The sequence below is a fragment of the Thioalkalivibrio sp. ALJ1 genome, assembly GCF_000745395.1.
Lineage (GTDB): Bacteria > Pseudomonadota > Gammaproteobacteria > Ectothiorhodospirales > Ectothiorhodospiraceae > Thioalkalivibrio.
This window is the reverse complement of record NZ_KN050684.1, coordinates 1,326,434-1,347,006: the sequence shown is the minus strand read 5'-3', so window position 1 is coordinate 1,347,006 and position 20,573 is coordinate 1,326,434. Positions and strand designations below refer to the sequence as shown.

33 protein-coding genes and 3 tRNA genes are annotated in these 20,573 nt (G+C 62.0%); 5 read left to right on the top strand and 31 right to left on the bottom strand.

What is annotated here, in order from left to right; translation table 11 throughout:
* Window positions 1-17: 17 nt before the first annotated feature.
* The 31 genes from rpoA to F462_RS08530 form a co-directional block, all read right to left on the bottom strand.
* Window positions 18-1,007 (bottom strand): DNA-directed RNA polymerase subunit alpha, encoded by a 990-nt coding sequence (gene rpoA, locus F462_RS08675; RefSeq protein ID WP_018139893.1) that lies wholly within the window; start codon window positions 1,005-1,007, stop codon window positions 18-20.
* Window positions 1,008-1,049: 42 nt separating this feature from the next.
* On the bottom strand, window positions 1,050-1,670 hold the full coding sequence (gene rpsD / locus F462_RS08670) for a 30S ribosomal protein S4 (RefSeq protein ID WP_038053282.1): 621 nt from the start codon (window positions 1,668-1,670) through the stop codon (window positions 1,050-1,052).
* Between the two features lie 15 nt (window positions 1,671-1,685).
* The gene (gene rpsK / locus F462_RS08665) at window positions 1,686-2,075 is read right to left on the bottom strand and encodes a 30S ribosomal protein S11 (protein WP_017941093.1); all 390 of its coding nucleotides are present in this window, start codon (window positions 2,073-2,075) and stop codon (window positions 1,686-1,688) included.
* Window positions 2,076-2,096: 21 nt separating this feature from the next.
* Window positions 2,097-2,453 carry a 30S ribosomal protein S13 gene (gene rpsM / locus F462_RS08660; RefSeq protein ID WP_018139891.1) on the bottom strand — a complete coding sequence of 119 codons (357 nt, stop codon included), beginning with the start codon at window positions 2,451-2,453 and terminating at the stop codon, window positions 2,097-2,099.
* 65 nt (window positions 2,454-2,518) lie between these two features.
* Window positions 2,519-2,632, bottom strand: a complete 114-nt coding sequence (gene rpmJ, locus F462_RS13385; RefSeq protein WP_018881305.1) for a 50S ribosomal protein L36 — start codon at window positions 2,630-2,632, stop codon at window positions 2,519-2,521.
* Window positions 2,633-2,647: 15 nt separating this feature from the next.
* Entirely contained in the window at window positions 2,648-3,994 is a 1,347-nt protein-coding gene (gene secY, locus F462_RS08655) for a preprotein translocase subunit SecY (protein WP_018139890.1), read from the bottom strand.
* A 3-nt stretch (window positions 3,995-3,997) separates the two neighbouring features.
* Window positions 3,998-4,429, bottom strand: coding sequence for a 50S ribosomal protein L15 (rplO, locus tag F462_RS08650; protein WP_038053280.1), 432 nt, complete (start codon window positions 4,427-4,429; stop codon window positions 3,998-4,000).
* Window positions 4,430-4,431: 2 nt separating this feature from the next.
* On the bottom strand, window positions 4,432-4,611 hold the full coding sequence (rpmD, locus tag F462_RS08645; protein WP_018139888.1) for a 50S ribosomal protein L30: 180 nt from the start codon (window positions 4,609-4,611) through the stop codon (window positions 4,432-4,434).
* Window positions 4,612-4,614: 3 nt separating this feature from the next.
* Entirely contained in the window at window positions 4,615-5,121 is a 507-nt protein-coding gene (gene rpsE / locus F462_RS08640) for a 30S ribosomal protein S5 (protein ID WP_018139887.1), read from the bottom strand.
* Window positions 5,122-5,147: 26 nt separating this feature from the next.
* On the bottom strand, window positions 5,148-5,501 hold the full coding sequence (gene rplR / locus F462_RS08635) for a 50S ribosomal protein L18 (RefSeq protein WP_018139886.1): 354 nt from the start codon (window positions 5,499-5,501) through the stop codon (window positions 5,148-5,150).
* 10 nt (window positions 5,502-5,511) lie between these two features.
* Window positions 5,512-6,042, bottom strand: coding sequence for a 50S ribosomal protein L6 (gene rplF, locus F462_RS08630; protein WP_038053278.1), 531 nt, complete (start codon window positions 6,040-6,042; stop codon window positions 5,512-5,514).
* 10 nt (window positions 6,043-6,052) lie between these two features.
* Window positions 6,053-6,445 carry a 30S ribosomal protein S8 gene (gene rpsH / locus F462_RS08625; RefSeq protein ID WP_018139884.1) on the bottom strand — a complete coding sequence of 131 codons (393 nt, stop codon included), beginning with the start codon at window positions 6,443-6,445 and terminating at the stop codon, window positions 6,053-6,055.
* A gap of 14 nt (window positions 6,446-6,459) precedes the next feature.
* On the bottom strand, window positions 6,460-6,765 hold the full coding sequence (gene rpsN, locus F462_RS08620; RefSeq protein WP_018139883.1) for a 30S ribosomal protein S14: 306 nt from the start codon (window positions 6,763-6,765) through the stop codon (window positions 6,460-6,462).
* 15 nt (window positions 6,766-6,780) lie between these two features.
* Window positions 6,781-7,320 (bottom strand): 50S ribosomal protein L5, encoded by a 540-nt coding sequence (rplE, locus tag F462_RS08615; RefSeq protein ID WP_018139882.1) that lies wholly within the window; start codon window positions 7,318-7,320, stop codon window positions 6,781-6,783.
* A gap of 17 nt (window positions 7,321-7,337) precedes the next feature.
* Complete coding sequence (rplX, locus tag F462_RS08610) at window positions 7,338-7,652, bottom strand: 50S ribosomal protein L24 (protein ID WP_038053276.1); 315 nt, start codon at window positions 7,650-7,652, stop codon at window positions 7,338-7,340.
* A gap of 7 nt (window positions 7,653-7,659) precedes the next feature.
* Window positions 7,660-8,028, bottom strand: a complete 369-nt coding sequence (rplN, locus tag F462_RS08605) for a 50S ribosomal protein L14 (RefSeq protein ID WP_017941081.1) — start codon at window positions 8,026-8,028, stop codon at window positions 7,660-7,662.
* 22 nt (window positions 8,029-8,050) lie between these two features.
* Window positions 8,051-8,317: a 30S ribosomal protein S17 gene (gene rpsQ / locus F462_RS08600; RefSeq protein ID WP_018139880.1), complete on the bottom strand. Its 267-nt coding sequence runs from the start codon at window positions 8,315-8,317 to the stop codon at window positions 8,051-8,053.
* Window positions 8,318-8,321: 4 nt separating this feature from the next.
* On the bottom strand, window positions 8,322-8,516 hold the full coding sequence (gene rpmC, locus F462_RS08595) for a 50S ribosomal protein L29 (RefSeq protein WP_018139879.1): 195 nt from the start codon (window positions 8,514-8,516) through the stop codon (window positions 8,322-8,324).
* Window positions 8,516-8,929: a 50S ribosomal protein L16 gene (gene rplP, locus F462_RS08590; RefSeq protein ID WP_017941078.1), complete on the bottom strand. Its 414-nt coding sequence runs from the start codon at window positions 8,927-8,929 to the stop codon at window positions 8,516-8,518. Before rplP ends, rpmC begins: the two co-directional genes overlap by 1 nt.
* Before the next feature lie 10 nt (window positions 8,930-8,939).
* Complete coding sequence (gene rpsC, locus F462_RS08585; protein ID WP_018874514.1) at window positions 8,940-9,620, bottom strand: 30S ribosomal protein S3; 681 nt, start codon at window positions 9,618-9,620, stop codon at window positions 8,940-8,942.
* Window positions 9,621-9,622: 2 nt separating this feature from the next.
* The gene (rplV, locus tag F462_RS08580; protein WP_018139877.1) at window positions 9,623-9,964 is read right to left on the bottom strand and encodes a 50S ribosomal protein L22; all 342 of its coding nucleotides are present in this window, start codon (window positions 9,962-9,964) and stop codon (window positions 9,623-9,625) included.
* Window positions 9,965-9,973: 9 nt separating this feature from the next.
* Window positions 9,974-10,246 carry a 30S ribosomal protein S19 gene (rpsS, locus tag F462_RS08575; RefSeq protein ID WP_018139876.1) on the bottom strand — a complete coding sequence of 91 codons (273 nt, stop codon included), beginning with the start codon at window positions 10,244-10,246 and terminating at the stop codon, window positions 9,974-9,976.
* Window positions 10,247-10,258: 12 nt separating this feature from the next.
* The gene (gene rplB, locus F462_RS08570) at window positions 10,259-11,080 is read right to left on the bottom strand and encodes a 50S ribosomal protein L2 (protein ID WP_018139875.1); all 822 of its coding nucleotides are present in this window, start codon (window positions 11,078-11,080) and stop codon (window positions 10,259-10,261) included.
* Between the two features lie 2 nt (window positions 11,081-11,082).
* The gene (rplW, locus tag F462_RS08565; RefSeq protein ID WP_018139874.1) at window positions 11,083-11,379 is read right to left on the bottom strand and encodes a 50S ribosomal protein L23; all 297 of its coding nucleotides are present in this window, start codon (window positions 11,377-11,379) and stop codon (window positions 11,083-11,085) included.
* On the bottom strand, window positions 11,376-11,981 hold the full coding sequence (gene rplD / locus F462_RS08560; RefSeq protein WP_018139873.1) for a 50S ribosomal protein L4: 606 nt from the start codon (window positions 11,979-11,981) through the stop codon (window positions 11,376-11,378). Before rplD ends, rplW begins: the two co-directional genes overlap by 4 nt.
* Window positions 11,982-11,985: 4 nt before the next feature.
* Window positions 11,986-12,630 (bottom strand): 50S ribosomal protein L3, encoded by a 645-nt coding sequence (rplC, locus tag F462_RS08555; protein WP_018139872.1) that lies wholly within the window; start codon window positions 12,628-12,630, stop codon window positions 11,986-11,988.
* A 110-nt stretch (window positions 12,631-12,740) separates the two neighbouring features.
* Window positions 12,741-13,052, bottom strand: coding sequence for a 30S ribosomal protein S10 (rpsJ, locus tag F462_RS08550; RefSeq protein WP_018139871.1), 312 nt, complete (start codon window positions 13,050-13,052; stop codon window positions 12,741-12,743).
* 5 nt (window positions 13,053-13,057) lie between these two features.
* Window positions 13,058-14,248 (bottom strand): elongation factor Tu, encoded by a 1,191-nt coding sequence (tuf, locus tag F462_RS08545; RefSeq protein WP_038053273.1) that lies wholly within the window; start codon window positions 14,246-14,248, stop codon window positions 13,058-13,060.
* 67 nt (window positions 14,249-14,315) lie between these two features.
* A tRNA-Thr gene (locus tag F462_RS08540) sits at window positions 14,316-14,391 on the bottom strand.
* A 44-nt stretch (window positions 14,392-14,435) separates the two neighbouring features.
* Window positions 14,436-14,509 (bottom strand) — tRNA-Gly (locus F462_RS08535).
* Window positions 14,510-14,565: 56 nt separating this feature from the next.
* A tRNA-Tyr gene (locus F462_RS08530) sits at window positions 14,566-14,650 on the bottom strand.
* 215 nt (window positions 14,651-14,865) lie between these two features.
* Here F462_RS08530 and pilB point away from each other — a divergent pair.
* From pilB to zapD, 5 genes are read left to right on the top strand one after another with little or no spacing between them, the layout of a single operon-like run.
* Window positions 14,866-16,581: a type IV-A pilus assembly ATPase PilB gene (gene pilB / locus F462_RS08525; protein WP_038053271.1), complete on the top strand. Its 1,716-nt coding sequence runs from the start codon at window positions 14,866-14,868 to the stop codon at window positions 16,579-16,581.
* Between the two features lie 43 nt (window positions 16,582-16,624).
* Window positions 16,625-17,836 carry a type II secretion system F family protein gene (locus F462_RS08520; protein ID WP_038053269.1) on the top strand — a complete coding sequence of 404 codons (1,212 nt, stop codon included), beginning with the start codon at window positions 16,625-16,627 and terminating at the stop codon, window positions 17,834-17,836.
* 33 nt (window positions 17,837-17,869) lie between these two features.
* Window positions 17,870-18,733, top strand: a complete 864-nt coding sequence (locus F462_RS08515; RefSeq protein WP_038053267.1) for a prepilin peptidase — start codon at window positions 17,870-17,872, stop codon at window positions 18,731-18,733.
* Window positions 18,734-18,743: 10 nt separating this feature from the next.
* Complete coding sequence (coaE, locus tag F462_RS08510) at window positions 18,744-19,391, top strand: dephospho-CoA kinase (protein ID WP_038053264.1); 648 nt, start codon at window positions 18,744-18,746, stop codon at window positions 19,389-19,391.
* Window positions 19,392-19,449: 58 nt separating this feature from the next.
* On the top strand, window positions 19,450-20,220 hold the full coding sequence (gene zapD, locus F462_RS08505) for a cell division protein ZapD (protein ID WP_038053261.1): 771 nt from the start codon (window positions 19,450-19,452) through the stop codon (window positions 20,218-20,220).
* Window positions 20,221-20,573: the final 353 nt, after the last annotated feature.

Genomic DNA, 20,573 nt, shown 5'->3' with positions numbered 1-20,573 from the left:
GGCGCGGGGCGCCGTGATTACTCGTTGTCGTCGCGCAGACCCGGCGGCGGCCAGTTCTCGAGACGCATGCCGAGCGACAGCCCGTGGGTCGCCAGCGTGTCCTTGATCTCGGTAAGCGACTTTTTGCCCAGATTCGGGGCTCGCAGCAGCTCAACCTCGGTGCGCTGCACCAGATCACCAATGTAGTACAGGTTCTCGGCCTTCAGGCAGTTCGCCGAACGCACAGTGAGTTCGAGCTCGTCAACCGGGCGCAGCAACACCGGATCGATCGCACCACCCGCAGCACCCACGACTTCGCCTGTCTCTTCCTGAAGATCCACGAACGGGGCCAACTGGCCCTGCAGAATCGTAGCGGCCTGCCGCACGGCATCGTCAGGGGCAATCGCACCGTTGGTTTCGAGTTCCAGTACCAGGCGATCCATGTCGGTACGCTGAGCCAGGCGCGCGCTTTCAACGCGATAGGACACTCGGCGGATCGGGCTGAAGCTGGCATCCAGCAGCAGTCGACCAATCCCGGTGTCATCCCCGCCCTCGGCCTTGCGACGAGCGCTCACCGGCTCGTAGCCACGACCGGCGCGGGCCTGAAGCGTCATGTCCAGTTCCACGTTCTTGGTGATGGTCGCGATCACGTGTTCGGGGTTCACCACCTCGACATCGTGATCGACCTGGATGTCACCCGCGGTCACGACACACGGACCCTTCTTCTTCAGGGTCAGGTTCGACTCATCGCGCGCATGCATGCGCAGCGCCACACCCTTCAGATTCAGCAGGATATCGACGACGTCTTCCTGAACACCCTCGATCGTGGTGTATTCGTGCAGCACACCTTCGATGCGGGCCTCGACGATAGCCGCGCCCGGAATGGACGAAAGCAAAACACGGCGCAGGGCGTTGCCCAGCGTGTGCCCAAAGCCGCGCTCGAGCGGCTCGAGCGCAACCTTGGCCTGATTCCGATTCTCGGCTTCGACCTCGATCTGCTGTTTCTTGACCAGTTCGTTGGACTGCATTGTGACTCCTGGCGCCGGGTCGCTGGCGACTAAAACGTACGATTACTTCGAGTACAGCTCGACGACGAGCGACTCGTTGATGTCGGCAGGCAGATCGGAACGATCCGGAACCGCCTTGAACTTCCCCTCAAACTTACTGGTATCGACTTCGATCCAGCTCGGGAATCCGCTCTGCTCGGCCAGGGTCATCGAGTCCTGAATACGGACCTGCTTACGGGCCTTCTCACGCACGGTAACCACGTCCGAAGGCTGCACCTGGTAGGCCGCAATATTGACCACCTGGCCGTTCACCTGGATCGCGCGGTGCGCAACCAGCTGACGGGCCTCGGAACGCGTGGAGCCGAAGCCCATGCGATAGACCACGTTATCCAGACGGCCTTCCAGCAGCTTCAACAGGTTCTCACCCGTGGAGCCCTTGCGCTGCGCGGCCTTCTTGTAATAGTTGCGGAACTGCTTCTCCAGCACGCCGTAGATACGGCGCAGCTTCTGCTTCTCGCGCAGCTGCACGGCGTAATCGGACAAACGGGTACGACGTTCGCCGTGCTGACCCGGCGGCTTGTCCAGCTTGCACTTGGTTTCCAGCGCGCGAGCGCCGCTCTTCAGGCCCAGATCCACGCCTTCGCGGCGGCTGAGCTTGCATTTCGGTCCAATGTAACGAGCCATTCTTGAACTCCAGCCTTAAACGCGGCGTTTCTTGGGCGGCCGGCAGCCGTTGTGAGGGATCGGGGTCACATCACTGATATTCGTGATCTTGAACCCGGCATTGTTCAGCGCACGTACCGCCGACTCGCGGCCCGGACCCGGACCGCGCACCATCACGTCGAGGTTTTTCACGCCGTGCTCGGCCGCCGTCGTCCCGGCACGTTCGGCGGCAATCTGAGCCGCGAACGGGGTCGACTTGCGGGAGCCACGGAAGCCGGACCCACCCGAGGTGGCCCAGCTAATCGTGTTGCCCTGCCGATCAGTGATCGTAATGATGGTGTTGTTGAACGTGGCATACACGTGAGCCACGCCCTCGGCGATATTCTTGCGGACCTTTTTCTTGGTCCGAGTTTGCGCTTGTGCCATGTACCTGAAATCCCAGTCTGATTACTTGCGAATCGGACGCCGCGGACCCTTCCGGGTGCGAGCGTTCGTCTGCGTCTGCTGACCGCGCAGCGGGAGGCCGCGGCGGTGGCGCACGCCACGGTAGCAGCCGAGGTCCATCAGCCGTTTGATGTTCATGCTGACCTCTCGGCGCAGATCCCCTTCTACGGGAATCTTGTCGATCTGGGCGCGCAGTGCATCGACTTCGGCATCGGTCAGATCCCGCACCTTGATGTCCCGACGCACACCCGCTCCATCGCAGATCAGGCCAGCCCGAGTCGGGCCAATGCCATAGATCGCGGTCAGCGCGATTACCGTGTGCTTCTGGTCAGGAATATTGATTCCAGCGACGCGAGCCATCCAACCTCTCCATCTAAATCCGGCAAAGCCGGCTATAGTAGCAATGAATATCCGTTACGCCAAGTTCAGCCTTGACGTTGCTTGTGACGGGCATCCGAACAGATCACCCGCACCACGCCGTTACGCCGAATGACTTTGCAGTTCCGGCAGATCGGCTTTACAGATGCACGTACTTTCATGGTCTTTCTCCTGGTCTACCGGATCCCGGTCCCGCCGAAACCCTTCAGATTCGCTTTCTTCATCAAGCCTTCGTACTGGTGCGACACCAAGTGCGACTGCAGCTGCGCCATGAAGTCCATGACCACGATCACGATGATCAGCAGCGACGTCCCGCCAAAGTAGAAAGGCACATTCCAGTACAGGATCAGGAACTCGGGAAGCAGGCAGACCGCGGTGATGTACACCGCCCCGACCGCCGTCAACCGGGTCATGACCCCATCGATAAACCGTTCCGTTTGCACGCCCGGACGAATCCCCGGGATAAACGCGCCCTGCTTTTTCAGATTTTCCGCTGTATCGCGCGAATTGAATACCAGCGCGGTATAGAAGAAACAGAAAAAGATGATCGCGGCCGCATAGAACATCACGTACAGCGGCTGACCTGGCGCCAACGTCGTCGAAATCTCGCGCAGCCAGTCCATGCCTTCGGCCTGGCCAAACCACTGCCCCAGCGTCGACGGGAACAGGATGATACTCGATGCGAAGATCGGCGGTATCACGCCCGCCATGTTGAGCTTCAACGGCAGGTGCGACGACTGGCCACCGACCATCTTCCGCCCCACCTGTCGCTTCGCGTAATTAATCGTTACGCGACGCTGCCCGCGCTCCACGAACACCACGAAGGCCGTCACCGCGAGGGCCAGGACGATCAGGATCACCACGAACGCCGCCGCCAACTCGCCGGTACGCGCCAGCTCCAGGGTACCGCCGATGGCGCCCGGAAGGCCCGCCACGATACCAGCGAAGATGATGATCGAGATCCCGTTACCTATGCCGCGCTCGGTAATCTGCTCACCGAGCCACATCAAGAACAGGGTCCCCGTCACCAGCGACACCACCACCGTAAAGATGAAGATGAACCCGGGATTCAACGCCATCGGCATGCCCTGAATGGTCTGCCCATTCAGCGCGATCCCAATCCCAATACTCTGGAACAACGCCAGCGCGACGGTCCCGTAGCGCGTGTACTGCGTAATCTTGCGGCGGCCTTGCTCGCCTTCCTTCTTCAACTGTTGCAAGGCGGGCACCGTCGCCGCGAGCAACTGCATAATGATCGCCGCCGAGATATAGGGCATTACGCCCAGGGCGAAGATCGACAACCGCTCCAGCGCACCCCCGGAAAACATGTTGAACATGTCCAGGATGGTGCCGCTTTGCTGTTCGAAGAATTGCGAAACAGCCACCGGATTGATCCCCGGCACCGGGATAAAGGTACCGATCCGGTAGACCACCAGAGCGCCCAGCACGAACAGTAAGCGTTGGCGTAACTCGGTAAAGCCGGTGAGTCCGCCACCGGAACGTGCTGTCGCTCCACGCGCCATTATTTACGCCTCAACGCTCCCGCCAGCGGCTTCAATCGCCGCCCGCGCGCCTTTGGTCACACCCACACCCTTAACAGTGCAGGCCTTCGACACTTCGCCCGAGGCGAAGATCTTGGCGCTCTGGACATCATTGCGCACCACGCCGGCGGCCTTCAGGCTTTCCAGGGTGACGTCACCGTCGACCTTGGCCAGTTCACTGAGGCGAACCTCGGCGGCATAGCGCTGCTTGCGGGAACGGAAACCCACCTTCGGCAGACGACGCTGCAAGGGCATCTGACCACCCTCGAAGCCGACCTTGGTGAAGCCGCCTGACCGCGACTTCTGGCCCTTGTGGCCACGGCCACCGGTCTTACCCAGACCCGAGCCGATACCACGGCCGCGGCGCTTAGCCGGCTTCCGGGCGCCGTCGGGGCTCGCAATCTCATTCAGTCGCATGGTTAGACTTCCTCTACCTTAAGCAGGTACGACACCTTGTTCACCATCCCCATATTCTCGGGAGTGGCCTCGATCGTCGAAGTGCTGTGGGTCTTGCGCAGCCCCAGACCTCGCACGCACGCCTTGTGAGAGGCGATGCGGCCTGCGGTGCTGCGTACCAGGGTCAATTTCAGCTTGCTCATGGCTTAGCTCGTCACTTCGTCAACGGTCTTGCCGCGCTTGGCAGCAACCCGATCCGGCGAACTCACCGCAGTGAGCCCGTCGATGGTCGCCTGCACGACGTTAATCGGGTTGCGCGAGCCGACGCATTTGGCCAGCACGTTGCGCACGCCTGCCACTTCAAGCACGGCACGCATCGCACCCCCGGCAATGATCCCGGTACCTTCGGACGCCGGCTGCATGTACACGTTCGCCGCGCCATGATGGCCATTGACTGCGTAATGCAGGGTCCCGTCGGTCAGTGAGACGTCGCGCATTTCCATGCGCGCTTGTTGCATCGCCTTCTGGATAGCCGCCGGCACTTCCCGCGCCTTGGCATAGCCATAGCCGACACGGCCTTCGCCGTCACCGACCACGGTCAATGCGGCAAACCGGAACTGGCGGCCGCCCTTGACCACCTTGGCCACGCGGTTCACGCCGATCAGTTTTTCCTGCAGGCCGTCTTGCGCTTCGCTTACATCGTTACGTGCCATTTCTATCTCCGCTCGATCCCGTTTGACTAGAACTGCAGGCCGTTTTCACGTGCGGCGTCGGCCAAAGCCTTCACTCGCCCGTGATAACGAAAGCCCGCGCGGTCAAACGCGACCTGTTCAATGCCGGCTTTACGCGCACGTTCAGCGATCGCCTGACCCACTCGGGCAGCGGCGTCCGTGTTACCGGTCGAACCGCCGGCATTCTTCAGATCCTTCTCAACCGTCGACGCCGCGGCCAACACCGCGTCGCCGGACGGCGCAATGATCTGCGCGTACATGTGGCGCGGCGTCCGGTGGATACAGAGACGATGCACCCCCAGCTCACGGATCTTGAACCGTGCGCGACGCGCCCTCTTAAGTCTGGCCTCTTTCTTGTCCACTGGTGCCTACCTACTTCTTCTTGGCTTCTTTGCGCACAATGCGCTCGTCTTTGTACTTCACGCCCTTGCCCTTGTAGGGCTCCGGCGGGCGGAAGGCGCGAATATTCGCAGCCACCTGCCCCACCTTCTGGCGATCCGTTCCCTTGACCACGACCTCGGTCGGGGTCGGCGTCTCGACCGTGACCCCTTCCGGGATCTCGAAGTTGATCGGGTGCGAGTAGCCCAACGTCAGATTCAGCTTCGCACCCTGCATCTGGGCGCGATACCCAACACCGACCAGCTCCAGCGCCCGTTCGAATCCTTCGCTAACGCCGTGGACGTGGTTGCCCAGCAAGGCGCGAATCGTACCGGCCAGCGCCACGTTCTTCGCGTTCTCGGCGGCTTTCACACGGACCACGCCGTCCTCGACGGTGACCAGCACCGCCTCGGGGCAGGTGAGCTGAAGCTCGCCCTTCGGGCCCTTGATCTTGATCTCGCTGTCCGACTGCTCGACGGAGACGCCGTTGGGCAGCTTGATCGGCAGATTTGCAATGCGCGACATGGCTGATTCCTCAGTAAATCTTGCAGAGGACTTCGCCACCCTGGCCAGCGGCCCGGGCAGCGCGGTCACTCATGACACCCTGCGGCGTGGAAATCACCGCGACACCGAGCCCCGCGTTGATCCGCGGAAGCTCATCCTTGCCGCGGTAGATCCGCAGCCCCGGACGGGAGATCCGATCGACGGACTCGATGACCGGCCGGCCCTCGAAATATTTCAGGCGAACCACGAGCTTTTTCTGGGCCGCTTCACCCTCGACCTGGATGTCGCCCACGTAGCCCTCATCCGCGAAGACCTTAAGGATGCGCTCCTTGGCCTTGCTGTAGGGAATAGCGACCTGCTCTTTATTCGCGCGCTGTGCATTGCGCACGCGGGTGAGCATGTCGGAAATCGGATCGGTCATCATCGCTTCAAATCTCCTTACCAGCTCGCCTTGCGCAGGCCCGGAATCTCGCCCTTCATGGCGTGTTCCCGAAGCTTGTTGCGCCCGAGGCCAAACCGGCGATAGTAGCCCTTCGGCCGGCCGGTCACGCCACAGCGGTTCGTTTGCCGCACGCGCGACGAATCGCGCGGCAGTTTCTGCAGCGCATGCATGGCCGCGAGACGCTCTTCAGACGACTTGGTGTCATCCACCAGAATCGCCTTGAGTTCAGCCCGCTTGGCCGCGTACTTGTTCACCAGTCGTGCGCGCTTTTTTTCGCGCTCGAGCATCGATACCTTCGCCATGTGCGCCTACCTCTTCTACTGCCGGAACGGGAACTGGAAGGCCTCCAAAAGGGCCTTGGCTTCCGCATCCGTCTTTGCGCTGGTTGTAATCGTGATATCCATGCCGCGCAGCTTGTCGACACGGTCGTAATCGATCTCCGGGAAGATGATCTGTTCCTTGATGCCCAGGCTGTAGTTACCACGGCCGTCAAATGCTTTCGCGGAAAAACCGCGGAAGTCGCGAACGCGCGGCAACGCCACGTTGATCAGGCGATCCAGAAACTCGTACATCTGCCGGCGGCGCAGGGTCACCTTGCAGCCGATCGGGTAATCGTCACGGATCTTAAAGCCCGCGATGGACTTGCGCGCCTTGGTGACCACCGGCTTTTGCCCGGCGATCGCCGTCATGTCGCTGACCGCGTGCTCGATCACCTTCTTGTCCGCCACGGCATCACCCAGACCCATGTTCAGGGTGACCTTGGTGATGCGCGGGATCTCCATCACGTTCGCATAGCTGAACTGCTCGCGCAGCGCCTGCTTCACGTTGGATTCGTATTTTTCTCTCAAGCGTTCCATAAACCGTCCGTCCCGCGTTATGCGTCCACGACCTCGCCGTTCGAGCGGAAGACACGCACCTTGCGGCCGTCTTCCAGGGTCTTGAACGACACGCGATCACCCTTGTCGGTTGCAGGGTTGAAGACCATCACATTGGAGATATCGATCGGCATTTCCTTCTCGATGATCCCGCCACCGACACCCTGCTGCGGGTTCGGCTTCTGATGCTTCTTCACCATGTTGATGTTCTGGACCAGAACCTTGCCATCCAGGACCTTGATAATGGTTCCTCGACGACCCTTGTCCTTGCCAGCAATCACGACGACATCGTCGCCCTTGCGAATCTTGTTCATTCCGTCCTCACAGCACTTCCGGGGCGAGGGAGATGATCTTCATATACTTCTCCCCTCGCAGTTCACGCGTCACCGGCCCGAAGATACGGGTGCCGATCGGCTGGTGCTGGTTATTCAGCAGGACCGCGGCATTGCGGTCGAAACGGATGATCGAGCCATCCGGACGGCGCACGCCGGAGGCGGTCCGCACGACGACTGCGTCGTACACGTCGCCTTTTTTCACCTTGCCGCGCGGGATCGCGTCTTTAACGCTCACCTTGATGACGTCGCCCACACGAGCGTAACGGCGGTGCGAGCCACCCAGCACCTTGATGCACTGGATGCGTCGGGCGCCGCTGTTGTCGGCGGCCTCGAGCACGGTCTGCATTTGAATCATGACTTATCTCCTGGCGCCCAAGTCAGAGCGCGTCCTGCCCGACCACTTCGATCAGGGCAAAGCGCTTCTGCTTGGAAACCGGCCGGCATTCACGGATACGGACGCGATCGCCCATGCGCGAGACATTTTCCTCGTCATGGACGTGCAGCTTGGTGCTGCGACGAATGAACTTGCCGTACAGCGGATGGCGGACACGACGCTCCACCAGGACCGTGCGGGTCTTGTCCATCTTGTCGCTGACCACACGGCCGACGACAGATCGCTGAGTCTTGGAACCTTCTTCGGTCATCTTCTTAGCCTGCCCTTCTGCGTTCATTCATCAGCGTCTTGATCTGCGCGATCTCGCGCCGCACCTTGCCCACGCGATCCGGTCGCGCGAGCTGTCCGACGGATTTCTGCATACGGAGACCGAACTGCTCCTTGTAGAGCGCTTCCAGTTCCTGATTCAGATCGTCGTCCGACTTCTTTCTGAGTTCTTCTGCTTTCATCACATCACCTGCCGACGGGTGAAGACCGTCTTGACCGGGAGCTTGGCAGCGGCCAGACGCATGGCCTCGCGGGCCACGTCTTCATGCACGCCTTCCATTTCGTAGAGCACGCGACCGGGCTGGATCTTGCAGACCCAATACTCGACGCCGCCCTTGCCCTTACCCATACGCACTTCGAGCGGCTTCTTGGTCACCGGCACGTCCGGGAACACCCGAATCCAGATCTTCCCGCCACGCTTGATGTGACGCACCATCGCACGCCGGGCCGCCTCAATCTGACGGGCCGTGATACGACCGCGTTCGACGGCCTGAAGGCCGTACTCGCCGAAGCTGACCTTGGCGCCGGTGGAGGCCATGCCTCGGTTCCGGCCCTTGAACTGCTTGCGGAATTTCGTTCTTTTTGGCTGCAACATGGTCTATGTCCTAGCTCGCGTTGGCCGCAGCGCGCGTCCCTTCGACCGGTTCCAGACCGAAGACTTCGCCCTTGAAGATCCACACCTTCACACCGATGATTCCGTACGTCGTACGGGCCTCGGCGAAGCCGTAGTCAATATCGGCACGCAGGGTGTGCAGCGGCACGCGGCCTTCGCGATACCACTCGGAACGCGCAATCTCGGCGCCGTTCAAGCGGCCGGACACGTGAACCTTGATGCCCTGAGCGCCCAGGCGCATGGCGTTACCGACCGCACGCTTCATGGCGCGCCGGAACATGATGCGTCGCTCCAGCTGCTGCGCGATGCCTTCCGCGACCAGCTGGGCTTCAATCTCGGGCTTGCGCACTTCTTCAATGTTGATCTTGACGTTACCCTGGTCCAAGCCGGTTTCAGCGGCCACTTCCCGGCGCAGCTTCTCGATGTCCTCGCCCTTCTTGCCAATCACGATGCCCGGACGAGCCGTATGAATCGTGATATGTGCGGCCTTGGCGGGGCGCTCAATGGCGATACGGCTGACCGACGCGTGGGCAAGCTTCTTCTGCAGAAACCCGCGCAGCTGGATGTCGTTGTTCAGCGTCTCGCCGAACTCGCGGCCATCCGCGTACCAGGTGGCCGACCACGGGCGAGAAATGCCCAGCCGGATGCCGGTTGGATGTACTTTCTGACCCATGGTTAGTTCGCTCCCTTCTCGCTAACGCCAATCACGATGTGACTGGTGCGCTTCATGATGCGGTTGCCGCGACCCTTGGCCCGCGCCTGCATGCGCTTCAAAACGGGACCCTCGTCGATCTGGATCCGCGAGATGCGGAGCTCGTCGATGTCGGCGCCGTCGTTGTTCTCGGCGTTGGCAATCGCGGACTCCAGCACCTTCTTCACGATGGCGGCCGGCTTCTTCGGGCTGAAGGTCAGCTCATTCAGAGCCTCCTCCACGCGCATGCCACGAACCTGGTCGGCGACCAGCCGCGTCTTCTGCGGCGAGATGCGCGCGTAGCGCAGTTTTGCAATCGTCTCCATCGTTCGTCCTCAGCGCGACTTCTTGTTGGCGATGTGACCCTTGAAGGTCCGCGTCAACGCAAACTCGCCCAGCTTGTGGCCGACCATGTTTTCGTTGACCAGCACCGGTACATGCTGACGCCCGTTGTGTACCGCAAGGGTGAGCCCCACCATCTGCGGGATGATCATCGAGCGGCGCGACCAGGTCTTGATCGGCCGGCGATCGTTCTTCTCGCGCGCCTCTTCCACCTTCTTGCGCAGGTGGTGATCGACGAACGGACCTTTTTTCAGTGAACGCGGCATGCTGGCACTCCGTTACTTCTTGCGCCGACGCACGATCATGCCGTCGGTACGTTTGTTGTTACGGGTCTTGTAACCCTTGGTCGGACGGCCCCACGGGGTCACCGGGTGACGCCCGAAGTTGCGTCCTTCACCACCACCATGCGGATGGTCGACCGGGTTCATGGCGGTACCGCGCACGGTTGGGCGTACACCCGTCCAGCGCTTGGCACCGGCCTTCCCGAACTTCTTGAGACTGTGCTCCGTGTTCCCCACTTCGCCGATCGTGGCGCGGCATTCGGACTGGATGCGGCGCATCTCGCCCGAGCGCAGCCGGATCGTTGCGTGGGTCCCTTCACGAGCCACGACCTGGGCCGAGGCACCGGCCGAACGCGCAATCTGGGCGCCCTTGCCCGGCTTCATTTCAATGCAGTGAATCACGGTCCCCACCGGGATCGAACGCAAGGGCATCGCGTTGCCCACCCGAATGGGGGCCTGCGAACCACTGGCGATCGAATCGCCCTGCTTCAGACCGCGGGGCGCGATAATGTACCGACGTTCGCCGTCCGAGTACAGTACCAATGCCAAATGAGCACTGCGGTTCGGATCATATTCCAGGCGTTCAACCTTGCCCGGCACCGAATCCTTGTTGCGCTTGAAGTCGATAACACGGTAGCGCTGCTTGTGCCCACCGCCGATATGACGGGTGGTAATGCGACCGGAGTTGTTACGGCCGCCCGAGCGGGTCTGCTTTTCGACCAGCGCGGCGTGCGGCGCGCCCTTGTGCAGCCCTTCGCCGCGGATCTTGACCGCGTGGCGGCGTCCAGCAGACGTCGGATTGGTCTTGATAATCGCCATGGCTAGACCTGTTCTCCTTCACCCATATCGATGCTTTCGCCCTCGGCGAGCGCCACATAGGCCTTCTTCCAGTGGTTGCGACGACCGAACTGGCGACCGAAGCGCTTGTTCTTGCCCTGCTGGTTCAGCGTACGCACCTGCTGCACCCGAACCTCGAACAGCTTTTCGATCGCAGCCTTGATCTCGGCCTTGTTCGCATCCGGCAGCACGCGAAACACGTACTGACCCACTTCCCCGGCGTTGGTCGATTTCTCGGAAACCACCGGGCCTTGAATAATCTGCATCAGCCGTGAATTCATGCCAGCCACTCCTCGAGCTTGCGGATGGCGCCTTCCGTGATCACGACCGTTTCGGCCCCAACCAGGTTGGCGGGATTAACACCGCTGACATCGATCGCGTCCACGTGCGGGATGTTGCCCAGCGCACGCGCGGTCAAGGCATCCTCTTCGGCCAGGACCACAAGGCCCCGCACCAGACCGAGCTCTTTCAGCTTGGCGACACCGTCACGGGTCTTGCCGGATTCAACCGCAAACCCCGCCACCACCTTGAGGCGGTCCTGACGCACCAGCTCAGAAAGGATCGATGCCATCGCGGCGCGATACATCTTCTTATTGAGCTTCTGCGAAAAGTCTTGGGTGCGCGAAGCGAACACCTTGCCGCCCCCGGTCCACAGCGGGCTGCGAATAGTGCCGGCGCGGGCGCGGCCCGTACCCTTCTGACGGAACGGCTTGATGCCGCCGCCACTCACCTGGGCACGGGTCTTCTGGGCGCGCGTGCCACTACGGGCACCGGCGAGCTGAGCGACCACGCTCTGATGCACCAGGGATTCGTTGAAATCCCGCTCGAAGCAGGCCGGCGACAGCTCGACGCTGGCCCCGGTATCGGCAGTCGTTACTTGCATTGTCTTAACCCTTCGCCTTCACGGCCGGACGGATCATCACGTCGGTACTCGGCGCGCCCGGCACGGCACCCTGAACCAGGACCAGGCTGCGATCGGCGTCGACGCGCACCACCTTCAGATTCTGAATGGTCTTGCGCTCGGCACCCATGTGGCCGGCCATCTTCTTGCCCTTGAACACACGACCGGGGCTCTGGTTCTGCCCGATGGAGCCCGGAGCGCGGTGCGACAACGAGTTGCCATGGGTCGCGTCCTGGGTGCTGAAGTTGTGACGCTTCACCGCACCCTGGAACCCCTTACCTTTGCTCTGCGAGGTCACGTCGACGGTCTGGCCTTCTTCGAAGCGGTCGACGGTGATCGCATCACCGGCGGCCAGCCCTTCGAGGTCGGCTTCCTCCACGCGGAATTCCCACAGCCCGCGACCCGGCTCCACCGACGCCGCAGCGAAGTGGCCGGCTTCCGGCTTGCTTACCCGGGACGGCTTGCGCGAGCCCGCCGTCACCTGGACCGCGTTGTAGCCGTCGCCTTCGGTGCGCTTGATCTGGACCACGCGATTGTTGTCCACCTGCAGCACCGTGACCGGCACGGAGACGCCATCGTCCGTAAAGACGCGCGACATGCCGAGCTTGCGACCGATGAGTCCAAGAGCCATTACAAAACCCCTTCCGTATCAGACGGCGCTTAAGAGCGCCCTAAAGCCGTGGCCCGGCGAAGATTCCGCCGGGCCACGGAAAGCCCAATAGTATGGCAGAAAATTTAACGTTAGTTAAGCCTGATCTGAACATTGACGCCTGCGGCCAGATCGAGCTTCATCAGGGCATCCACGGTCTTGTCGGTCGGATCGAGGATATCCATCAGGCGCTTGTGCGTACGCAGCTCGTACTGGTCTCGCGCGTCTTTGTTGACGTGCGGAGAAATCAGGACGGTGTACGCCTCGCGCTTGGTCGGCAGCGGGATCGGGCCCTTGACTCGGGCACCGGTCCGCTTGGCGGTTTCGACGATCTCGGCCGCGGAGCGGTCGATCAGTCGATGATCAAAGGCTTTGAGACGAATTCGAATGCGCTGGTTAGCCATCTGGTTCACTCAATAATCTTGGAGACGACGCCGGCGCCGACGGTGCGGCCGCCTTCGCGGATCGCAAAGCGCAGACCGTCTTCCATCGCGATCGGGTTGATCAGGGACACCGTCATCTTCACGTTGTCACCCGGCATCACCATCTCGGTGCCTTCCGGCAGCTCCACCGATCCCGTCACGTCCGTCGTGCGGAAGTAGAACTGCGGACGGTAGCCGTTGAAGAACGGCGTATGACGACCGCCTTCTTCCTTGCCCAGGATGTACACCTCGGCTTCGAAATGCGTGTGCGGCGTGATCGAACCCGGCTTGCACAGCACCTGACCACGCTGCACGTCGTCGCGCTTGGTACCACGCAGCAGAATGCCCACGTTGTCGCCCGCTTCGCCCTGATCCAGCAGCTTGCGGAACATCTCGACACCGGTGACCGTGGTCCTCTGGGTGTCGCGAATGCCGACAATCTCGATCTCTTCGCCCACCTTCACCACACCGCGCTCGATACGACCGGTCACGACCGTGCCGCGACCCGAAATCGAGAACACGTCTTCCACCGGCATCAGGAAGGCGCCGTCCACGGCACGCTCCGGCTCCGGAATCCAGGTGTCCATCGCCTCGACCAACTTGTAGATCGCCGGGGCGCCCACTTCGCTCTCGTCACCTTCCAGCGCCTTCAGCGCCGAACCGGTGATCACCGGGGTGTCGTCACCCGGGAAGTCGTAGGAAGACAGCAGGTCGCGCACTTCCATCTCGACCAGCTCCAGCAGCTCCGGATCATCGACCATGTCGGCCTTGTTCAGGAACACCACGATGTACGGCACACCCACCTGACGCGCCAGCAGAATGTGCTCGCGAGTCTGCGGCATCGGGCCATCGGCCGCCGACACCACCAGGATCGCGCCATCCATCTGCGCCGCACCCGTGATCATGTTCTTCACATAGTCCGCGTGCCCAGGGCAGTCGACGTGCGCGTAATGACGAATATCCGACTCGTATTCCACGTGCGCGGTCGCAATCGTGATCCCACGCGCCTTCTCTTCCGGCGCATTGTCAATCTGATCAAACGCTCGGGCTTCACTTCCGTACTTCTTGCCCAGCACCGTCGTCATCGCCGCCGTCAGCGTCGTTTTCCCATGGTCCACATGACCAATCGTTCCCACATTCACATGCGGCTTCTTACGCTCGAACTTTTCCTTGGACATCTCTCGCTTCCCCGGATCGTGACGCTAAAACTCAACAGCGACGCAGGTTGTACGCTGACATTAAATTTGGAGCTCATGACCGGATTCGAACCGGTGACCTCTTCCTTACCAAGGAAGTGCTCTACCGACTGAGCTACATGAGCCGAACTACCGCCAGGACCCCACCCGATACTCTGCGGGCCAATACTGGAGCGGGTGATGGGAATCGAACCCACATCATCAGCTTGGAAGGCTGAGGTTCTACCATTGAACTACACCCGCAGAACCCTGGCTTACTGAACCACCGCCTGCTTCAGGCCGCTGGCTTGAAAACCCGATGGTGGAGGGAGGAGGATTCGAACCTCCGAAGGCTGAGCCAGCAGATTTACAGTCTGCCCCCGTTGACCGCTTGGGTATCCCTCCTCGATCAAGCCGCGTATTCTGAACCAGCGCGAAGCGCAGCGTCAAGCGCTCCTGCGCGCCTGTCTTCATGCGCCGGCAACAGCCTTGTGTTTGGCAGGGCTGATTTCTATGATCGAGGCTCGACGAGGGCGCGCTCCATTAGGGAGTACGTTTCCCTTCCGCCGCGGACGCACGTAGAGTGTGGCGCATCACTAGGTTTGTTTACGCAGAGGCCCATGGCGAACACCACTACGGCACCGCGGCTACCCGGGCTGGCGAAGCGCCTGGTCGAAGCCGGCCTGATCGCGGAGGACATTGCCTCCCAGCTGGTCGAGGAGTCCCAGTCCCAGCAAACTCCGCTGATGACCCTGCTAGCCAGCAAGGGCCAGGTGGCCGAGGCACGCCTCGCCGAAGCGGCTGCCGAGGAGTTCGGTCTGCCGGTCTTCGACCTGGCCTCCTTTGAACCCGAGCTCCTGCCCAAGGACCACCTCAACGAGAAGCTGATTCAGAAACACCATGCCTTGCCGCTGATGGTCCGCGGCAATCGGCTTTACATCGCCGTATCCGACCCCACCAATCTGGGCGCCACCGACGAGTTCAAATTCGCGACAGGGATGCCCGTGGAAGCGGTCTTGGTGGAGTCGCACAAGCTCGACCGTCTGATCGACAGTGCCCTGAGTGCGGCGTCGTCGTTGATGGACGACCTTGGCGACGATGGCCTGGACGGGCTGGCAATCGAATCCGGTGACGACGACAAGGAAGGCTCGGACACCGCCGAAGGCGCCGACGACGCGCCCGTGGTCCGGTTCGTCAACAAGTTGCTGATGGACGCGATCAACCGCAAGGCATCGGACATCCACCTCGAACCCTTCGAGAAGGACTTCCGCGTGCGCTTTCGCATTGATGGGGTACTGCACGAGGTGGCCCACCCGCCGAATGCCCTGGCGCCACGTATCACAGCGCGCGTGAAGGTGATGTCACGCATGGACATCGCAGAACGTCGCGTACCCCAGGACGGACGCATTAAGCTAAAGCTCTCGCGCACGCGCGCGATCGATTTTCGTGTGTCGTCCCTGCCGACGCTGTACGGCGAAAAGATCGTGATGCGTATCCTCGACCCGAGCAGCGCGTCGATGGGCATCGACCAGCTGGGTTACGAAGAACCGCAAAAGGAAGCGTATCTCAAGGCGCTCAGCCGACCCTACGGGATGATCCTCGTAACAGGCCCCACCGGGTCGGGTAAGACGGTCTCGCTCTATACCGGACTGGGGATCCTTAACACCGCCGACCGCAACATCTCCACCGCGGAAGACCCGTCGGAAATCAACATGCCCGGGGTCAACCAGGTCAACATCAACCCCAAGGTGGGCTTGACCTTCGCGAGCGCGCTACGCGCATTCCTGCGCCAGGACCCGGACGTGATCATGGTGGGGGAAATTCGTGACCTCGAGACAGCCGAGATCGCCATTAAGGCGGCTCAGACCGGTCACCTCGTACTCTCCACCCTGCACACGAACGACGCCCCGCAGACGTTGACACGCCTCGCCAACATGGGCGTGCCCCCGTACAACATCGCCTCGTCGATCCTGCTGATCATTGCCCAGCGCCTCGCGCGTCGGCTGTGCCCGAACTGCAAAGAGGCAGAGCAGCTTCCGGAAGAGGTCCTGCGCAAGGAGGGCTTCACCGATGCCGACATCCAGGCGGGGGTCAGTTCCTTCCGCGCGGTGGGCTGCGACCAGTGCACCAACGGCTACAAGGGCCGACTGGGGATCTATCAGGTCATGCCGATCAGCGAAGAGATGCAGCGCGGGATTCTGGAGGGCTATAACTCCATGCAGCTCGCGGAGCAGGCAGAAAAAGAAGGTATCGAGGACCTGCGACGCGCCGGCCTCATGAAAGTCATGGCGGGGCTGACTAGCCTCGAGGAAGTTAATCGCGTGACCAAGGACTAGTGCCGCAAACAGCACAGGTCACCAGCTACAGGGGGACAGGGGGATGGCCGACTCCGGGACGATCTACACCTGGGAAGGACTGAACAAGAACGGGGACCGGGTCAAAGGCGAGACCCCGGCCGATAACGAGGCGACTGCGCGCGCCGATCTGCGCAAGAACGGCATCAATGTCGTCAAGATCCGCAAGAAGCCGAAATCGCTGTTCTCCGGGGGCAAGAAGAAGATTGTCCCGGCGGATATCGCCTATTTCCTGCGCCAGATGACCACCATGCTGCAATCGGGCGTGCCCCTGGTCCAGGCCTTCGAGATCGTCGGACGCGGGAACGAAAAGCCCGCGATGCGCGACCTGGTGCTGAGACTGAAGGCCGACGTCGAGGGGGGCGAGACTTTCGCCAAGGCGCTGTCCAAGCATCCGCGGCATTTTGACGACCTGGTGACCAACCTGGTCGAGGCCGGCGAACAGGCCGGGACGCTCGAGACCCTGCTGGACAAGATCGCCACCTACAAGGAAAAGACTGAGGCCCTGAAGGCCAAGATCAAAAAGGCGTTGTTCTATCCGGCAGCCGTGGTGGTGGTCGCCATCGTCGTAACCGCAATCCTGCTGATCTACGTGGTGCCGCAGTTCGAGGCCCTGTTCCAGGGCTTCGGCGCCGACCTGCCGGTATTCACGCGCATGGTGGTCGACCTTTCGGAGTTCACCCAGAGCTGGTGGTGGGCCATCCTCGGCGTATTCATCGCGATCGGCTTCATCTTCGTGCAGGCGCGCCGGCGATCGCCTCGCTTCGCGCGTTTTCTCGACATCATCATTCTCAAGGCCCCGGCATTCGGCCCGATCCTGCGCAAGGCGGCGATCGCCCGCTTCGCCCGGACGCTGTCCACCATGTTCTCCGCGGGCGTGCCACTGGTCGATGCCCTGACCTCGGTTTCCGGTGCCACCGGCAACGCGGTCTACCGTGAGGCCACGCTGCGCATGCGCGACGAGACCGAGGCCGGCGGGCAACTCCAATGGTCCATGCGCAATACCGCAGTGTTCCCGAACATGGTGGTGCAGATGGTGGCCATTGGCGAGGAATCCGGCTCCCTGGATTCCATGCTGTCCAAGGTCGCAGATTTCTACGAGGAAGAGGTGGACAACGCCGTGGACAGCCTGTCCAGCCTGCTCGAGCCCCTGATCATGGTGGTATTGGGCGTACTCGTCGGTGGTCTGGTCATTGCGATGTATCTGCCCATCTTCCAGATGGGCCAGGTGATTTGATGCCCCGGGCCCGCGACTCAGGGAACTAAGGGGATGCTGGCCGAGATCGGGACGGTACTGGGGGGCTGGGCACTCCCGATCGCCGGGGTGTTCGGGCTGCTGATTGGCAGCTTCTTGAACGTCGTCATCGCCCGTCTTCCGGTGATGCTGGAACGCGAGTGGGAGACCGAGGCCCGCGCGATTCTGGAGCACGAAGCACCCGGCGAGCGCGAACGCTTCGATCTGATCCAACCCCGTTCCCGCTGCCCGCAATGCCAACGCCCGATCCGGGCGCTGGAGAATGTCCCCATCCTCAGTTTTCTGTTCCTGCGCGGACGCTGCCCTGGCTGCGGCACGCGCATCAGCTGGCAATACCCGGCGGTGGAGGCGCTCACCGCACTGCTGTTCATCGTCACGATATGGACGTTCGGGATCGGCGCGGCTGGACTGCTGGCCCTGGCGTTTACGGCCACCCTGATCGCCGCGGCCGGAATCGACGCGCGCTCGACCCTGCTCCCTGATCAACTCACCCTGCCGCTTTTGTGGCTGGGCCTGCTGATCAACATCCCGGGCACCTTCACCGACCTGCAATCCGCAGTGATAGGAGCCGTTGCCGGCTACCTGACCCTGTGGTTGATCTTTCATGGCTTCCGTCTGCTCACCGGGAAGGAGGGCATGGGCTTTGGCGACTTCAAGCTATTGGCCGCCCTGGGGGCCTGGCTGGGCTGGCAGGCCCTGCCCGTAATTCTGCTGCTGGCCTCCCTGGTTGGCGCGGTGGTCGGCATCGCACTGATCCTGCTACGCGGCCGCGATCGCAACATCCCGATCCCGTTTGGCCCCTACCTGGCCGCGGCCGGGTGGCTGGCGCTTATCTGGGGCGACGAATTGCTGGCCCTCTACTTCCCGCAAGGGTTTTAGGGCCAAGCGGGTGCTGCAAGTCGGGCTCACCGGAGGGATCGGCTGTGGCAAGAGCCGGGTCGCAGGACTGTTCGCCAGTCTCGGGGTCCCCGTGCTGGATGCCGATACCATCAACCGCGAATTGCAAAACCCCGGGCATGACCTCTATGCCGCGATCATCGATCGTTTCGGTCCCGGCGTTCTGGATGCTCGCGGCCACCTCGACCGAGGCGCCCTGCGCAGCCGGATCTTCGCCGACCCGCGCGAGCGCCAGGCACTGGAGGCACTGGTGCACCCGGCGGTGGAAGCCGCCATCGAGGAGCGACTGACCGCCCTGTCGGACGAGAACGTACCGTATGCGCTGATCGTCGTGCCTTTGCTGTTTGAGGCCGGATGGGAAGGCCGGTTCGACCACGTGATCGTGGTGCATTGCGAACCCGCGGAACAGATCACCCGAGTGACTCGCCGCGACGGCCGCAGTCGCGCCGAGGTCGAGACGATCATCGAGGCCCAGATGGACCCCGAGGAACGGCGCCGACGCGCAGACAGCGAGATTCGCAATAGCGGAGACGCATCGGACGCCGAACTGGCGACACAGGTAGCAGATCGCGATGCTGCCCTGCGACAGCTAGCGACCACGACTGCCACACGGGTAGAAAACCATCCCCGGAATACCTGATACTGCGTGGATTGTTGGTCGACAACCCGCCCAGCCCACTTTGCCGAACAGGCGCGCCGTGAGCCAAACCCTGACCTTCGAACAACCCCTGCACGAACGCGTGCGCCTCCTGCTGCGTCTGGAGGCGCTGAACGCGCGTTTCGGGGATGCACTGGAATCCGGCCGTCCATTCGACCACCACGAGGCCCTAGTGTCGCTAGTCGACATCTATGCCTTGGTCACCCGGGTCGACATCAAGCGTGAGCTGATGGGCGAGATCGAGCGCCAGACTGCCAACCTGAACCGGCTGGCCAATCAACCGGGTGTCGACGCCGAGCGTTTCCGCGAAACCATGGATGGGCAAAGACGGCTGCACAGCGCCCTGGAGGAACAGGCAGGGGCACTGGATCACCGCGTACGCGGCAGCGAGTTCTTTTCCAGCGTGCGCCAACGCATGGCCTTGCCCGGTGGCGCATTCGACTTCGACCTGCCCATCTACCACTACTGGCTGGCCCAGCCCGTCGCCGCGCGCACCGAGCTGTTACTGGAGTGGTTCGAACCGCTCAACACCGTAGCGGAAGCGACCGGACAGGTTCTACGCTACATGCGCCATTCGGGGAATGCCGAGCCGACCACGGCCGAGGACGGCTACTTCGAGCGCAACCTCGATACTGCTCATGCCTGGCAACTCATCCGCGTCACCGTCGACACCGCACTCGGCGTCTATCCCGAGATCAGTGGCGGGCGCCAGCGCTTCACGGTGCGCTTCTTCACCCCGGGCGACTTCCGCGAGCGCCCTGTGCCCGCCAGTCGCGATATCCCTTTTAAGCTCTGCTGCTGCGCGATCTAACCGGGCCGGCGTACTACACAGGCGGTCCGGCTTACGCCGGGTGTTCCACTAGGGAGACGCTGATTTAATCGCGCGTCCGCGCTCGAGTCGCTTTTGCGTGCGCACAAGGCGCGGTGACTGCCGTGCAGTCATTCTGCACAAGGGAACCGCAACGCTGTGCGCGCACCAAAGCGGCCGAGCCCCTGCTTTCAATAGCTTGTGGGGTTGGTGCCCCCCCGATTCTGAATGAATATGGCCCGATCCTGCGTTGCGCGCCCAATCCATCAGAAACGGGCGGGTAGAACCACTACCCGCTACACGACGCGCCTTGTCTCGGAACGTTTGTCTCGAAAAACTGGGGGGCACCAACGCGG